The 15,280-nt window shown below is 67.1% G+C and carries 15 protein-coding genes; 4 read left to right on the forward strand and 11 right to left on the reverse strand.

From position 1 onward, the window contains the following. Positions 1–16: 16 nt before the first annotated feature. The gene (locus tag ORK51_RS05950; RefSeq protein ID WP_266084523.1) at positions 17–235 is read left to right on the forward strand and encodes a DUF4224 domain-containing protein; all 219 of its coding nucleotides are present in this window, start codon (positions 17–19) and stop codon (positions 233–235) included. After that, positions 235–1,263, forward strand: coding sequence for a site-specific integrase (locus tag ORK51_RS05955; protein WP_266084524.1), 1,029 nt, complete (start codon positions 235–237; stop codon positions 1,261–1,263). Before ORK51_RS05950 ends, ORK51_RS05955 begins: the two co-directional genes overlap by 1 nt. Positions 1,264–1,585: 322 nt before the next feature. On the opposite strand, the gene ORK51_RS05960 is transcribed toward ORK51_RS05955, so the two are convergent. The 7 genes from ORK51_RS05960 to ORK51_RS05990 form a co-directional block, all read right to left on the reverse strand. Further along, on the reverse strand, positions 1,586–3,442 hold the full coding sequence (locus ORK51_RS05960; protein WP_323053982.1) for a methyl-accepting chemotaxis protein: 1,857 nt from the start codon (positions 3,440–3,442) through the stop codon (positions 1,586–1,588). 279 nt (positions 3,443–3,721) lie between these two features. Continuing rightward, positions 3,722–5,929, reverse strand: a complete 2,208-nt coding sequence (locus ORK51_RS05965) for a PAS domain S-box protein (RefSeq protein WP_266084525.1) — start codon at positions 5,927–5,929, stop codon at positions 3,722–3,724. Positions 5,930–6,180: 251 nt separating this feature from the next. Next, positions 6,181–8,556, reverse strand: a complete 2,376-nt coding sequence (locus tag ORK51_RS05970; protein ID WP_266084526.1) for a Tex family protein — start codon at positions 8,554–8,556, stop codon at positions 6,181–6,183. A gap of 206 nt (positions 8,557–8,762) precedes the next feature. Further along, positions 8,763–8,978 carry a hypothetical protein gene (locus ORK51_RS05975; RefSeq protein WP_019184137.1) on the reverse strand — a complete coding sequence of 72 codons (216 nt, stop codon included), beginning with the start codon at positions 8,976–8,978 and terminating at the stop codon, positions 8,763–8,765. 132 nt (positions 8,979–9,110) lie between these two features. Beyond that, positions 9,111–9,545 (reverse strand): hypothetical protein, encoded by a 435-nt coding sequence (locus ORK51_RS05980; protein ID WP_051010514.1) that lies wholly within the window; start codon positions 9,543–9,545, stop codon positions 9,111–9,113. 32 nt (positions 9,546–9,577) lie between these two features. Then, complete coding sequence (locus ORK51_RS05985) at positions 9,578–9,781, reverse strand: PspC domain-containing protein (protein ID WP_019184139.1); 204 nt, start codon at positions 9,779–9,781, stop codon at positions 9,578–9,580. Positions 9,782–9,828: 47 nt separating this feature from the next. After that, positions 9,829–10,224 carry a YfeK family protein gene (locus tag ORK51_RS05990; protein ID WP_429000618.1) on the reverse strand — a complete coding sequence of 132 codons (396 nt, stop codon included), beginning with the start codon at positions 10,222–10,224 and terminating at the stop codon, positions 9,829–9,831. Between the two features lie 61 nt (positions 10,225–10,285). On the opposite strand from ORK51_RS05990, the gene ORK51_RS05995 reads away from it, so the two are divergent. Beyond that, on the forward strand, positions 10,286–10,780 hold the full coding sequence (locus tag ORK51_RS05995) for a DUF4822 domain-containing protein (protein WP_070425345.1): 495 nt from the start codon (positions 10,286–10,288) through the stop codon (positions 10,778–10,780). Positions 10,781–10,783: 3 nt separating this feature from the next. Here ORK51_RS05995 and phaC read toward each other — a convergent pair whose 3' ends face one another. Genes phaC through ORK51_RS06010 form a run of 3 tightly spaced genes read right to left on the reverse strand, consistent with a single transcriptional unit; the run spans position 10,784 to position 13,696 of the window. After that, positions 10,784–11,851: a class III poly(R)-hydroxyalkanoic acid synthase subunit PhaC gene (gene phaC / locus ORK51_RS06000; RefSeq protein ID WP_266084527.1), complete on the reverse strand. Its 1,068-nt coding sequence runs from the start codon at positions 11,849–11,851 to the stop codon at positions 10,784–10,786. Then, positions 11,848–13,029, reverse strand: a complete 1,182-nt coding sequence (phaE, locus tag ORK51_RS06005) for a class III poly(R)-hydroxyalkanoic acid synthase subunit PhaE (RefSeq protein WP_266084528.1) — start codon at positions 13,027–13,029, stop codon at positions 11,848–11,850. Before phaE ends, phaC begins: the two co-directional genes overlap by 4 nt. Positions 13,030–13,081: 52 nt before the next feature. Beyond that, on the reverse strand, positions 13,082–13,696 hold the full coding sequence (locus tag ORK51_RS06010) for a CDP-alcohol phosphatidyltransferase family protein (protein WP_019184144.1): 615 nt from the start codon (positions 13,694–13,696) through the stop codon (positions 13,082–13,084). A gap of 377 nt (positions 13,697–14,073) precedes the next feature. Here ORK51_RS06010 and ORK51_RS06015 point away from each other — a divergent pair, with 377 nt between their 5' ends. Then, positions 14,074–14,727: a class I SAM-dependent methyltransferase gene (locus ORK51_RS06015; protein ID WP_266084529.1), complete on the forward strand. Its 654-nt coding sequence runs from the start codon at positions 14,074–14,076 to the stop codon at positions 14,725–14,727. Positions 14,728–14,752: 25 nt separating this feature from the next. On the opposite strand, the gene ORK51_RS06020 is transcribed toward ORK51_RS06015, so the two are convergent. Then, positions 14,753–15,241 carry an NUDIX hydrolase gene (locus ORK51_RS06020; RefSeq protein ID WP_266084530.1) on the reverse strand — a complete coding sequence of 163 codons (489 nt, stop codon included), beginning with the start codon at positions 15,239–15,241 and terminating at the stop codon, positions 14,753–14,755. Between the last annotated feature and the right edge of the window lie 39 nt (positions 15,242–15,280).

Here is a 15,280-nt window from a genome sequence, read left to right on the forward strand (position 1 = left end):
AACTTGGAGCATGACGATGACCACGAATGAGCTTTGCCTGTCTCGAAAGGAGATGCGCGAGCTGTGTGGCACCCCGCTTAAGGACCGCCAGTTTGCCTTCTTGCGGGCTAACGGCATCCGGCACTACAAGGGGCTTGACGACCGGCCGCGGGTGCTCCGCTCCACGGTCGAAGGCGTTGGCGATGAGGCAGCCGCCAAAGCGATCGCCACCTGGAAACCGAACAAGGCCGCGTGATGGGAAGAAAGCCGACCAAGCCGGGGGCCATCCCCCGGTTCCGCGCCCGCAAGCAGAAATCGGGCGTGGTGCACTACTACTACGATCTTGGCGGAAAGCCGCGCCGGGAGATGCCGCTGGGTGCCGACTACGGCCTGGCCATCAAGCAGTGGGCCGAGATCGAGGGTGACCGCGACGCGCCCGCCGCCGCCGTGCTGACGCTGCGGGTGGTGTGCGACGCCTATCGCCGGGAGGTGATGATCACGAAGGCGCCCCGAACCCAGCAGGACAACGCGAAGGAAATGGCGAACCTGCTGGAGTTCTTCGACGACCCGCCCGGCCCCTTGGACGCGATCCAGCCGGTGACGGTAAGGCAGTACCTGACGTGGCGGACGAAGGACGGCAAGGGACTGGTGCGCGCGAACCGTGAGAAGGCCCTGCTGTCGCACATTTGGAACTTCGCGCGCGACAAGGGCTACACGGCGCTGCCGAACCCCTGCGCGGGCATCAAGGGCTTTAAGGAGACCGGCCGCGACGCCTACATCGAGGACGACCAGTACCAGGCTATCCGGGCCAGCGCCGATATCGTCGTCCAGGGCGCGATGGACTTGGCCTACCTGACCGGGCAGCGGCCGGCCGATGTCCTGGGGCTGACCGAGATGGATGTCCGGGATGGGGTGATCAACATCCGGCAGGCGAAGACGAAGGCAAAGCTTCGCATCGCGGTGGAGGGCGAGCTGGCCACCCTGCTGGATCACCTGCGCGCACGGAAGGCCGGACACAAGGTCCGCAGCACCCGCCTGATCGTGAGCGAACGCGGGCGGCCTGTGACCGTGGCGATGATGTCCAGGCGGTGGGCCAAGGCATGTGCGGCGGCCGGCGTGACCGGCCTGCAGTTCCGCGATCTGCGCGCCAAGGCAGCGACGGACAAGGCAGATTCCGCCGGCGATATCCGTCAGGCACAGCGCCAGCTGGGCCATACGACCATCACGATGACCGAGCAGTACACCCGCCAGCGGAGGGGCCACAAGTCGAGCCCGACGCGGTAATTCCGCTCCGCAATTGCTCGGCGCCTATTGGCGCACAATGCCCCCGAAGGCCTAGCAGATAGTCGTTTGCGGAGCGGAAATAGTCACGAAACCATTGTGCCGCAACGATTCTTGTTCGGACTCAAAATCCGCCGCCCTTAAAAGCGTGTGGGTTCGAGTCCCACCTTCGGCACCATGGAAAACCAGAACGCCCCGGATCGACGGATCCGGGGCGTTTTTCGTTGTGCGGCGGCTCGACAGCGCCGCGGCCACTACTCCGCCGGCGCAATCGGCGGCAGGGTCTGTTTGCCGCGGCGCGCGGTCGGCGGTTCCCGCACGGCAGTCAGACCAGACGCAGTGCGGGCTGGCCAGCAGTGGGGTTGAGGTGCGCCGCGCGAGGCGCACCTGTCCCCGCCACCCGGAACGCCGCCACCGTCTGCAGCAGCCGGGTGGACTGCTCTTCCATGCTGCGGGCGGCCGCCGACGCCTCCTCCACCAGCGCGGCGTTCTGCTGCGTGCTCTCGTCGATGTGCTCGACCACCTGGTTGATCTGCTCGATGCCCTCGCTCTGCTGCTGGGCGGCGGCGCTGATATCGGCCATCAGATCGCTTACGCGCTTCACGCTGACCACGATCTCGTCCATGGTGCGCCCCGCGCTCTCGACCTGGCGCGTGCCCGCCCCGACTTTCTCGACCGAGTCGCCGATCAGCTGCTTGATCTCCTTGGCGGCCTCGGCCGAACGCTGCGACAGCGAGCGGATTTCCGAGGCGACCACGGCAAAACCGCGGCCATGTTCACCCGCGCGCGCCGCCTCCACTGCCGCATTGAGCGCCAGGATGTTGGTCTGGAACGCGATGCCGTCGATCACCCCGATGATGTCGACGATACGGCGCGAGGAGTCGTTGATCAGCGACATGGTCGAAACCACCTCGTGCACCACCTGCCCACCCTGCGCCGCCACCTCGACCGCGCCACCGGCCAGCTGATTGGCCTGGCGGGCATTGTCGGCGGTGCGGCGCACGGTGGTGGTCAGTCCCTTCATCGACACGGCGGTTTCCTCCAGCGAGGCCGCCTGTTGTTCAGTGCGCACGGACAGGTCGCTGTTGCCTTCGGCGATCTCGCTGGCGCCCACCGCGATGGTGTCCGCGGCCAGTTTGATCTGGGCGATGATGCCGGCCATCGTCTCGACCAGCGCATTGATGCCCTCGCACAGTTCGGCGATCGGGCCGGTCTTGTCCTGGGTGGCGATATGGCCGGTCAGATCGCCGGCCTGCGCTGCGGCCACCACTTCGCGTGTCTGCGCGACGGCCTGCTGCAGCGCCAGGGTGTCACGCACCTGCGCGGTGATATCGGTGGCGTACTTGACCACTTTGAACGGGCGTCCGTTCATGTCATAGATCGGGTTGTACGAGGCCTGAATCCAGACCTCGCGCCCGCCTTTGCCCAGGCGCCTGTACTGGCCGGCATCGTACTCGCCACGGCCCAGTTTCGCCCAGAACGCGCGGTACTCCGCGCTCTGGCGATGCTCGGGGTCGGCGAACATCGAATGATGCTGCCCGCGCACCTCCTCCAATGCGTAGCCCATGGCAGCGAGGAAGTTCTCGTTGGCGGCCAGAATGCGACCTTCAAGGTCGAACTCGATCACCGCCTGTGATTTGTTGATGGCCGCCAGTTGCCCGGCGAAGTCGGCCGCCTGGAATTTCTGCGCGGTGATGTCGGTCGCGAACTTGACCACCTTGTACGGCCGCCCGTTGCTGTCGAACACCGGGTTGTAGGACGCCTGGATCCAGATCTCGCGGCCACCCTTGCCGATCCGCCGGTACTGGCCCGCATCGAACTCACCGCGGCCCAGGTTGGCCCAGAAGTCGCGGTACTCCCGGCTCTGCGCGTACTCGGCATCGACGAACATCGCGTGATGCTTGCCCTGGATCTCCTCCAGGGTGTAGCCCAGCGTCTGCAGGAAGTTGTCGTTGGCATGGACGATGGTGCCATCGAGATGGAACTCGATCACCGCCTGGACCCGATGCAGGGCCTTGACCTGGTGCTCCAGCTCGGCCTGCCGCTGCAGGGCGGCCGATGCCGCAGCGCCTTGGGCGGCGCGTCGGGAAATGAACAATGCCGTGAGCGAACGCCACAACGGGCCGGCGTCGGCGTCGTTGCCACGACCTGGCACATGCGTGTGCAAGCCTGAAGTAATCATCTCTAGACCTCGGTGTCCTGTTAGCGAATAGGTCAGCGCCGGGCGGTGGCCCGGTGGCGGTATTCCGTTGGCTGGGACTCACGAAGACCGCCAGTGGGGATGACGTTGCTTCGATGGACTTCAAACACCGGGCAAGCCGGTGAACATGAACCATGAACAAGGTGTACGGCCAGATATCCACGTGAGCAGACAGGCAGCAACTGCGAGTCATATAACGGCGCGTGTTCTGAAAGCTTTAGGGCCAGCATCCCCGCCCTGTGATGCAGACTGGCCCGGCGCCTACTCGCCGCTTTCGCTGGCATCGAGGGCGTCCAGCGGGTCGACCGCACCCAGCGCCTGGGCTTCGACCTGCACGTTGTCGCGCCCCATCGCCTTGGCCCGGTAGCACTGGGCGTCGGCGGCGGCCACGGCATCATCCACGCTCATGCCCCCGAACAGGGGGGCGATGCCGATGCTGGCCCCCACGCTCAACCGGCGCTGATCCCAGGGGATGGACAACCCGCGCATCGCCTCGAGCAGGTCGCTGGCGATGCGGCGGGCACGCTTGAGCGAACAGCCGGCCAGGATCACCGCGAACTCGTCGCCGCCCAGCCGCGCCACGATGTCCGAATCGCGCACGCCGTGCCGCAGCACGCTGGCCACCGCCCACAGCACGGCATCGCCGGCCAGATGGCCGTGGGTATCGTTGACTGGCTTGAAATGGTCCAGGTCGATGTACATCAACGAGGCCGACTGCCCGGTCCGCGCGACCCGGGTGATGGCCTGTTGCAGGTGCGCCTCGAAACCGCGCCGGTTGCTCAGTTCGGTCAGCGGGTCGATCTCGGCCAGATGCCGGGCTTCGCGCTGGCGGGCGCGCTGCTGGGTGACATCACGGATCACCCAGACCGCGCCGCTGACCTGCCCCTGCTCATCGCGCAGCCAGGCACGGGTAAGGTCGACCGGCAGCAGGTGGGCACCGACCGACAGCAACAGGTCCGAATGCAGATCGACCGCGTTGCTGTCCGGGTCGAGCAGCACGGCCACATCCAGCGGTGAGCGCGGCGCGTACTCGGTGGTGAGTTCCATCACCTCCTGCAGCTGGCTGCCGGCCAGGGCCTCGGCGCCCTCCCCGGCCAGCGCGCGCGTGGCCGCGGCATTGGCGTACTGGATGCCCCCGTGCAGATCCAGGGTGAGCACCATGTCGGCCACCGCATCCAGGGTGACGCGGGTGCGCTGCTCGGATTCGCGCAGCTGCTGGCCGCTGAGCCGCTGCGCGGTCACGTCCTGGATCTGCGAAACGAAATGCAGCGGCTCGCCATTCTCGGTGCGCACCAGCGAGACCGACAGCCTCCCCCAGACCAGGTTGCCGGCCTTGCCCAGATAGCGCTTCTCCATGTGGTAGTGCTCGCGACGGCCGGCCAGCAGATCACCGAGCAGGGCCAGGTCGGTGTGCAGGTCATCCGGATGCGTCAGTGTCTGGAAGTCGATCTGCAGCAGTTCGGCACGGGTGTAACCGAGGATGCCGCACAGCGAATCGTTGACGTCCAGCCAACGCCCTTCCAGCGAGACCAGGGCCATGCCCAGCGCCGCCGAAGAGAACGCCCCGGCAAACTTCTCGGCCGCGACGAAGGCCTGCTCGCGCACCTGCAGCAGCGGGGTGAGATCGACCGCCATACCGACATAGCCGATCCGGCTGCCCCCCGCGCCGTCCAGTGGGCTGATCGACAACCGCACCTGGCGCCGCTCGCCGTCCTTGCGCAGGAAGGTCCATTGGTGCGACCACGTGCCTTGGGCAGCGTGCGCGGTCAGTGCCTCGAAAATGGTCGGCATCCGCCCCTCCGCATCCATCTGGGGCTGCAGGTAGGCACGCATCTCGTCCGGATCATGGAACAGCCCGGGGTTGACCCGCCCGATCACCTCCTCGGGCCGGTAACCCAGCAGCTTCTGGGCGCCGGTATTGAACAGGTTGACCACTCCATCGACATCGGTGGCGATCACCGCAACCTCATCGGATGCATCCACCACCGCCTGCAGGCGCTGGCGCATGTTGGCCGCGTCCTGCCGGGCCTGCTGCAGATCGGTGACGTCGGCATGGGCACCGGCCATCCACAGCGGGTGGCCCTGCGCATCGCGCTCGTAGACGCGGCCACGGTCCTGCACCCAGATCCAGTGGCCCTGCTTGTGGCGCATCCGGCACAGGCTGTCGTAGTGCGGCGAGCGGCCCTCCAGATGCGCGCTGAGCAGCGCGTTGGATTGGGCCAGATCGTCGGGATGCACCAGCCGGAAGAAGGTCTCGGGCGTGATCGGGGCGAGTTCCTCGCGGGTGTAGCCCACGATCTCCGCCCAGCGCTCGTTGACCCGCATCTGCCCGCCCGGGATGTTCCATTCCCAGGTGCCGGCGGCGGTGCCTTCGATGATCATTTCCAGCCGATGGCGCTGCTCGGCCATCTCACGCAGCGCTTCGGCCGCTTCGGCAGCGTCGGAGGTGCTGGTCGGTGGCTGGCTCATGGGCGCCCTCCGCGCCGGCAGGCCGCGCACAGCCCTGCCGCAGCGCGGTGATCGGCGCTGCGGCCCGCCCGGTTGCCCGGTCCTGCCTGGTCGTCTGTCATCTGGGCTCCCCGCCGTCCACCCACCCTACGGGCATTCAACGGGAAGTGTGCGTAAACATGCGTCAAACCAGAAGTGCCCACGGCCACCCAGACCCCCGAAAACGCCAAAGGCCGCCCGAAGGCGGCCCCTGGCAGGCAACGGCAGCAGGCTCAGCCGCCGCGCTTGGCCCGGGCGAAGGCATCGGCCAGCGCATTGTTGGCCGGCGGTGCAGCGCTGCCCGGACGGGGGCCGGACGGGCCGCCGCGGTTGCCGTTGCGCGGGCCATTGCCCGCCCCACCGTCGCGGCGGCCGCTACCGGCCGGGCGCGCGTCGCGCTCGCCCGGGGCCTTGGCCGGGGCCGGGGTGTCATCCAGGCGGCGGGTCAGCGCGATGCGCTTGCGCGCCACGTCGACCTCCAGCACCTTCACCTTGACGATGTCACCGGCCTTGACCACGTCACGCGGGTCCTTGACGTAGGTGTCCGACAGCGCGGAGATGTGGATCAGCCCATCCTGGTGCACGCCGATGTCCACGAAGGCACCGAACGCAGCCACGTTGCTGACCACGCCTTCCAGGACCATGCCGACCTTGAGGTCCTTCAGTTCCTCGACACCGTCGGCGAAGCGGGCCGCCTTGAACTCCGGACGTGGATCGCGGCCGGGCTTCTCCAGCTCTTTCAGGATGTCGCGCACGGTCGGCACACCGAAGGTCTCGTCGGTGAACTGCTCGGCCTTGAGCCCGCGCAGGAAGCTGCCGTCGCCGATCAGTGCCTTGATCGGGCGTGCGGTGGCCGCCACGATGCGCTCCACCACCGGGTAGGCTTCCGGGTGCACTGAAGACGCATCCAGTGGCTGGTCGCCATCGGCGATGCGCAGGAAGCCGGCGCACTGCTCGAAGGTCTTCTCGCCCAGGCGCGGCACTTTCAGCAGGTCCTTGCGGCGCTTGAACGGACCGTTGTCGTCGCGATGCCGCACGATGTTCTCGGCCACGGTGGATGACAGCCCGGACACGCGCGAGAGCAGCGCGGCCGAGGCGGTATTGACGTGCACGCCGACCGCGTTGACGCAGTCCTCCACACGCGCATCCAGCGCGCGCGCCAGGCGGTACTGGTCCACGTCGTGCTGGTACTGGCCCACGCCGATCGCCTTGGGTTCGATCTTGACCAGCTCGGCCAACGGATCCTGCAGGCGGCGGGCGATCGACACCGCGCCGCGGATGGACACGTCCAGGTTCGGGAATTCCCTGGCCGCGAACTCCGAGGCCGAGTACACCGAGGCACCGGCCTCGCTGACCACGATCTTCTGCAGTTTGGTATCGCCCAGCGCCTTGATCACCTCACCGGCCAGCTTGTCGGTCTCACGGCTGGCCGTGCCGTTGCCGATCGCGATCAGTTCCACGTTGTGCTGCACGCACAGCTGCTTGATCGTGTGCAGCGACTGGTCCCACTGGCGGCGCGGCTCGTGCGGGTAGATGGTGTCGGTGGCGACCAGCTTGCCGGTGGCATCGACCACGGCGATCTTGCAGCCAGTGCGGATGCCCGGGTCGAGGCCGAGCACGGCCTTCGGGCCGGCCGGGGCGGACAGCAGCAGGTCCTTGAGGTTGTCACCGAACACCGAGATCGCCTCGGCCTCGGCTTTTTCGCGGGCCTGGTTGAACAGGTCCAGCAGCAGGTGCATGTGCAGCTTGGCGCGCCAGGTCAGCCGGCAGGCGTCCAGCAGCCAGCGGTCGCCCGGGCGGCCGGCATCGCGGATGCCCGCGTTGTGCGCAACGCGGCCTTCGGCGTACAGATTGCCGGCCTCGGCATCGCTGCCCGGGTCCAGCTCCAGGAACAGGATTTCCTCGCGGCGTGCGCGGAACAGCGCCAGCAGGCGGTGCGACGGGATCTTCGCCAGCGATTCGGAATGTTCGAAGTAGTCGCGGTACTTGGCGCCCTGCTCTTCCTTGCCCTCGGCGACACGCGCGCGGATCACGCCGTTCTCGCCCAGCCAGGTGCGCAGCTCGCCGACGAGTGCGGCATCCTCGCCCCAGCGCTCCATCAGGATGGCGCGGGCGCCTTCCAGCGCTGCCTTGACGTCGGCCACGCCCTTGTCGGTATCGACGAAGGTCGCGCCGAAGACCTGCGGATCCAGACCCGGATCCGCCAGCAGGCCATCGGCCAAGGGCTCAAGGCCGGCCTCACGCGCGATCTGGGCGCGGGTGCGGCGCTTGGGCTTGTACGGCAGGTAGAGATCTTCCAGGCGCGACTTGGTGTCCGCGCCGAGGATCTCGTTGCGCAGCTCATCGCTGAGCTTGCCCTGTTCGTCGATGCTGGACAGCACCGCGGCGCGGCGGTCTTCCAGTTCACGCAGGTAGGTCAGGCGCGTTTCGAGATTGCGCAGCTGGGTGTCGTCCAGGCCGCCAGTGACTTCCTTTCGGTAGCGGGCGATGAACGGAACGCTGGCGCCTTCGTCCAACAGGGCGATGGCGGCCAGGGCCTGGGCGGTCTGGGCACCGATCTCATCGGCGATGGTCTGGGCGATCTGCTGCGCGAGCTTGATGTCAGGCATTGCTTCCGGCCGGAGCCGCTTTGCGGAAAGAACCCATTCTGGCGATGCCGGGCGGCCGGGGAAAGCCGTTGACAGTCCGGTGCGAACCTGTCGCCCCGTGGCGGTGACCACACGAGGGGTCCTGCGTTCACGCCGGCATCCTTGCGTGGGGCCGGGATGCCGGCGCGGGCGCCCTTGATCAACGGGCGCCTTGGCGGTGCTGCGGGTTACCGGTAATGCACGGCAGCGCGTTGATGGACGATCTCATCGCGCATCGACTCCAGCGCCATCACCCGCACCTTGCCTACGCCCTGCAGTTCCATGAACCGCTCGGTGTAGATCTCAGGGCCCTGCTCGGTATCGGCCTGGGATTTGCTGAAGCCATGCGGCACCAGGCCCTTGTCGCCATCCTTGCTACCACCGACATAAAGAACGATTGCCATGTGATGTGTTCCTCCAGAAAAACGGTTGCTCATACAACGCTGCAAGCTTACCCCGTCAAACCTGACTGATTCGTCATGCAGGCTAATAACGTTTTTTTGCACGCAGATGACGTCGCGTTGCCGACGTTTTTGTTACACGGATTTAACGCGGAAATAACGCCACCGTGGCCACCACCCGCGGCCCTGCAGCGCGTACACATCGGCCGCGCGCTCGAACGGGTTGCGTGCACTGACCCCGCCGCACAGCAGGTACACCGGCAGATACAGCGGCCCCAGCACCAGGTACTGGTAGACGTGCGCGCGCTCGTGGTCGTGCAGGCCGATCACCGGCTCGGTGGCGTGACCGGCCTGGTGCGCGTAGGTCCGGCACGGCACGTCGAGCACCGGCCCGGTATGCAGTATCACGTTGCCCAGCGTGATCGCCCCGCCCGGCCCCCAGGGAAATTCACGGAACACGACCGCGCAGTCGCGCCCGTTCCAGGACGGACGTGCGCCAGCCAGCATCGCCGTGGTGCCCGCGGCGAGACCGATCAGGGTATTGGGCGAGGTCCAGACCGCGCCCAGCATCTGCAGTGCCCGCAGCAGCACCGGCGACAGGCTCAATCGGCCTCGTTGGGGATCAGCAGCCACAGGATCAGATAGACCAGGATGCCCGGAAACGCGGCCGAACCGATCGAGATCAGCACGAACAGCACCCGGACCAGGGTGACGTTCCAGCCGAAACGATGTGCAATGCCGCCCATGACACCGGCGATCATGCGGTCGTTGAGCGAGCGGGACAGCGGGCGCGGCGGTGTGTTCATGCACGGGGTCTCGAGCCGGTAGATGCCGACTCTAGCGCGAACCATGTCTACGGGGTGCGTTGGCGCAGGGCCGCCAACCGCGCGGTGAACCAGACCGCCGCGGTCTGCTCCGGCTGGCCCGGGCAGGCGATCCGGTACGGCTTGCCGCTCATGCTGCTCTGGCTGGCAGCGCGCTCGATGAACTGCTCGGCGGTGTCCACCTTGTCCTTCCTGAGCAGGTAGTCGTACTTGCGCTGCAGATGGGCGCGCGCCTCGGCGGCGTCGTGCCAGCTGCCGTTGCGCTGGAAGCGGCAGCTGGAGCCATCCAGTGCGCCGATCAGATCGGCGATCTCGCGGCGGGCGGCCTCGCCCGGCGCCGCCTGGGTTGTGCCGCCCAGCAGCAAGGCGACCAGCCCGATCAGGATGCCGGGGACCACGGACGTGCGTTTTCGCGATTGTTGCATGGTGCCTCCTGAGTGCAGGCCACTAATGTAGCGTCCTCGCCTTCGTGCACGGGAACCTTTCATGCCATACCCGATCCTGCCCAGCCTGCTGCTCCTGTTTGCACAGGCGTCCACCGTGCCGGCCTGCCCGGGCGCCTCCGAGCAGGCGAGGCAGTTGGCCGAGCGCACCTGGATCACCACTGCCGTGTATGAAGGCGATGATCGCAGCCGCAACCAGGTCGCACGCTACCCCGGCGTGGTCGGCATTTCGCTCTGGGACGCGTGCACTAATCGCTTCGAGTACTTCGATCCGGCCACCGGCCGCTCGCGCGCCGAACACGGCGGTGCAGGATGGTTTTTCTTCACCGGCGACCGTCGCCATCAGCACACCGTGCCCGATGCCGGCACGCCGCTACGCCGTCGTGTGGAGGTTCTGACCGCGTCGGAATTCACCTATTCCCGACAGGTGCCGCACGGCATGCGTGAGGGCGCGCCCTTGGTCACGGTACATGTCGTGCACACACCTTACGCAGGCCCGTGGCAGGTCCAGGCCACTGCATCAGCCGCCTCACCATGAAGTTCAGCTGCGCTGCTGCAACCAGTCTGTAATCGTGCCGGGCACCTCGCGCTGGGCGCGGCCGGACACGTAGATGCCGATATGGCCGCCACGGAAACTGCTTTCGGTGTAGTCGGGGCTGCCGATCCGGCCGCGCAGCGCGCGTGATGCGTCCGGTGGCACCAGGTGGTCCTGTTCGGCGTAGATGTTCAGTACCGGCAACGTCACCTGCTGGAGGTCGACATGTTCCTCGCCGATGCGTACGCCATCGTGCATGAGCCCGTTGCCCTGGTAGAACTGCTTGATGAAATCGCGGAACGCTTCGCCCGCAAGATCCGGCGAATCGAAGATCCACTTTTCCATGCGCAGGAAATCCTCCAGCGCGTCCTTGTCATCGAGGATATCGAGCAGGCCGACGTACTTCTGCACGTTGAGCCGGAACGGCTTGAGCATCAGGTAACTGGCGTTCATCAGATCGGCCGGGATGTTGCCCAGCGTGTCCACCAGCAGATCCACGTCCACCTGCCGTGCCCAGTGCGAGAGCATGTTGTCCGGGGTGTGGAAATCGACCGGGGTGACCATCGTGATCAGGTTGGCCAGCTTGGCCTGGCGCAGCGCGGCGTAGCACAGCGCGAACACGCCCCCCTGGCAGATGCCGAGCATGTTGATCGGCTCACCGCCATTGTGCGCCTGCAGGTGGTCCACCGCGCCATCGACGAACCGCAGCAGGTAATCCTCCAGCGTCTGGTAGCGCTCGGAGCGGTCCGGATAGCCCCAATCCAGTACATACACATCGTGGCCGAGCGCCAGCAGTTTCTGCACCAGCGAGCGGTCTGTCTGCAGGTCGACCATGTAGGGCCGGTTGACCAGCGCATAGACGATCAGCAGCGGCGTCCGCCGTACCGGCGCCTGGCCGCCGACAAACCGGTACAGGGCGACCTTGCCATCGCGCCACACTTCCTCGCGGGTGGTGACGCCGTACTCGACATCCTCCACCGAGGGCAGCAGCGTCAGGCCATCCAACAGCTTGCGCTGCATGGCCAGGGTTTCCTGCAGCAGGTCTTCGGCGTTGAAGCCCAGGGGACCTTTCATGCGCTGCGTTTCCGGGGTTTGGCGGTGGCCTTCACCGGTTGGGTGGCCGTAGCGGTTTTCGCGGTTTTCGCGGCTTTAGCCGTCTTGGGTGCCTTGCTCTGTTCTGGTGCCGCCTTCTTCGGGGCTGCCTGCTTCGCGGCTGCCTTCTTCGGAGCGGACTTCTTCGGAGCGGACTTCTTCGGAGCGGACTTCTTCGGAGCGGACTTCTCCGGCGCTGCTTTCTTCGGAGCTGACGTCGTCGGAGCTGCCTTCTTCGAGGCGGCCGGCCGGGTGGCGGGCCTGCCATCGCCTGCGCCGCCGGCCATGCGCCGCACCAGCCGCTCCAACTCGGCGATGCGGCGGTGTGCCGCATCCATTTCCGTGCGTGTCGGCAGACCGAAGCCCTCGGTCAGCCGTTCGATTTCCTGCTGGGTTGCCGCGCGCAGCCGCATCTGGGCGTTACCGAGCGCGGCGTAGACCGCCTGGAACGGTTCGGACAGCGCGACCTTCGCGTAGGCCTCTTCGGCCGCGTCGATCCACAGATCGAACATCGCCCGTGCACTGGTCAACTGATTGCCCGGCTGTTCGTGTTCGGCCAGGCGCTGCTCGAACAGGGTGAACGCATCGTCCAGCGCCTGCTTGATCTGCTCCACGTAATCGCGCGAGTGCGCCTGGTAGTCCTGCTGCGCACGCAGCAGGGCCTGCCAGCGGGCCTGATGCTCGCGGCCGGGGCCGAACGCCGGGCTCTGCAGCCACGGGCCGAGCTGGCGCTGCAGGGTTTCCAGCAGCTGCAGCAGGTCCGGGCCTTCGGCCTGGGTATGACCACGGGCGCCCTGCAGCATCCACTGCAGCAGCCCGTCGCCCTGCCCCAGCACCGCCGTGCGCCACGCCTGCGCGACTTCGGCGCTGGTGGTGTCGCGACCGGCGAACTGGGCCGCCACCTGCTGCATGGTGCCGTACCAGCCACCGGCCTGTTCACGGAAACGGTGCACGGCTTCGTCGGCCGGCCCGCTGGCGGCGTTGGGCATCATCTGCGCCCACCAGTCGATCGCCTGCTGCCAGTTTCCCTGTCCCTCGGGGCCGGCCGCCTGGCCCGGCGGCGCTGCGGCGTGCCGCAGGGCATCGCCCCACGCACTGAAATACTGCCGCGCAAGGGCCTCTACGTCGCCTGCGCTGCTGCCGCTGCCCGCCGTGGTCATGACCGTCCTCCCGTCTCGGGAAACGATGATAGCAATGCCGCGTCGCCGCGCCTCACGGCTTGGGAATGCGCAGGGTCTTGCTGATCATCAGCGAACCGGACAGCGCGAACAGCAGCACCAGCGGGTGCAGTTGCCACGGCCCGAGCTGCCACTGGCCCAGCCACAGGTCAGGCCCGGTCGCACCGACGCTGGCCGCCACCGCCAGCACCACCACCAGCGCCAGGCTGGTCGGAATCGGGGTGCCCTCGAAGTACGGCACCTTGTCGCCTTCGCCGGCCAGCGCCTCGGCGGTCACGTTGTAGCGTGCCAGGCGGCTGACACCGCAGCAGACGAAGTAGCTCAGCACCAGCCAGTCCCAGCCGCCCTGCATGCCACAGGCGTAGGCCAGCGCGGCCGGCGCCACGCCGAAGGAAATGATGTCCGACAGTGAATCCAGCTCGCGGCCCAGCGTGGAGCTGGACTTGCGCCAGCGGGCGATGCGCCCGTCCAGGGCATCGAAAATGAAGGCCAGCGGGATCAGGGCCATCCCGAACAGCAGATAGCTGCGCTCGCCGTCCTGCAGGTAGCGCATGGCGGCGAAGACCGCCCCGGTGCCGCAGAACGCGTTGGCCAGGGTGAACCAGTCGGCCAGGTGGAACTCGCGCAACATCGAGAAGTGACGTTTCATGAAAGATCGGGTGGCGGCAATCGGAAGAGAGTACCGCGAGCGGCCCGCGCCCGGACAGCCCACCCTACGCTGCCGTACCCCGGCCTTGCCGCGCCGTTCACGCCAGCACGACCTGCGGTGAATTTTTGGCCACCCATCTTGACAGCGAGCACCGGCGGGGGCCGACGCGGCTTATCCACAAACTTGCCCACGAGTCATCCACACCCCCTGTGGACAACTCAGTCTCATTCGCCGCGACGCTGGTGATTTGTTGATCACCGTTCCTCATCGCCGGATGGAAATCGGCCTTCACCCGGCCGCCCATCGAGCGTCCCGGTCGGCTAAGCTGGCCGATGGACTCCGCCGCCGCCAGGTCCTGCCGCCCACCGACAGGAGTCTTGCGCGTGCTTTCCCCCGATGATCTGGCGATCCAGTTGCGCCACCCGCATGGGATCCACGCGCTTGCGGTGGCCCAGTCGATGAACCGCAGCAACGGTGATCTCAACCGCGCCGCCCTGGCGCTGCTGTCGGTCACTGCCGGCGAGCAGGTGCTGGAGATCGGCCCCGGCAATGCCGCCTTCGCGCCCGCGCTGCTGCGGGCGCCGCACAGTCGTTACCTGGGGGTGGATGTCTCCGCGACGATGGTGGCGGCCGGCAATGCACTGCTGGCCGGGCACGGTCTACAGGATCGGGCCGAGCTCCACCTCGGCGACGCCCATGCCCTGCCGCTGGATGAGGCCTGCATCGATGCGGCACTGGCGGTGAACACCCTGTATTTCTGGGAGGAACTGAAACTCCCGTTCGCCGAGTTGGCGCGCGTGCTGCGCCCCGGTGGCCGGCTCTGCCTGGCCTTCGGCGATGCAGCGTTCATGCGCACCCTGCCGTTTGCCGCACATGGCTTCCACCTGCACGAACTGGCTGAGGTCGAGCAGGCCCTGCGCAGCGCCGGGCTGACCGTGCAGGCCTGGCGTGCCCATCACGAAACCGGGCGCAGCAACGACGGGCGCGAAGTGAACAAACACTTCCATCTGCTGCTCGTCCGGCGGTTGTAGTGCCGGCCACTGGCCGGCAACCACCCTACAGGCGGGTGTAACTCCACGACTGCATGGCGCCGTCGCGATACGGCATCACGCCGTGGAAGGCGCGCGGCTCGTCGTCGAAGACCAGCGGCAGGAAGCTGCGATCGCCTTCCCACAACGGCAGGCTGTCGATCCTGTCCACGTCCACCCACTCCAGCGTACCCTCCGGATTGGAGGTCAGCGGCGTGCCGGTGAAGTCGTCGATGACGAACACGAAGCCGAACCAGTCCTCACCGTTCCTGCCGAAACCCGGCCAGCTGATCGTGCCGCGCAGGCGCATGGTCCCGCACTCGATGCCGGCCTCCTCGCGGATTTCGCGGCGCATGCAGGCGGCGGCGTCTTCATCGCGCTCCATCTTGCCGCCCAGCCCGTTGTACTTGCCCAGGTGCAGGTCACCGGGGCGGGCATTGCGGTGGATCATCAGCACTTGCTTGCCGTCGGCGGACAGCACGTAGCCCAAGGTGGCCACGATGGGGGTATAGGGCATTTCGCACACGCTCGGGAACACAGACCCCCGATTATGCGT

It is taken from the genome of Stenotrophomonas sp. RIT-551 (genome assembly GCF_026241915.1).
GTDB lineage: Bacteria > Pseudomonadota > Gammaproteobacteria > Xanthomonadales > Xanthomonadaceae > Stenotrophomonas > Stenotrophomonas bentonitica_A.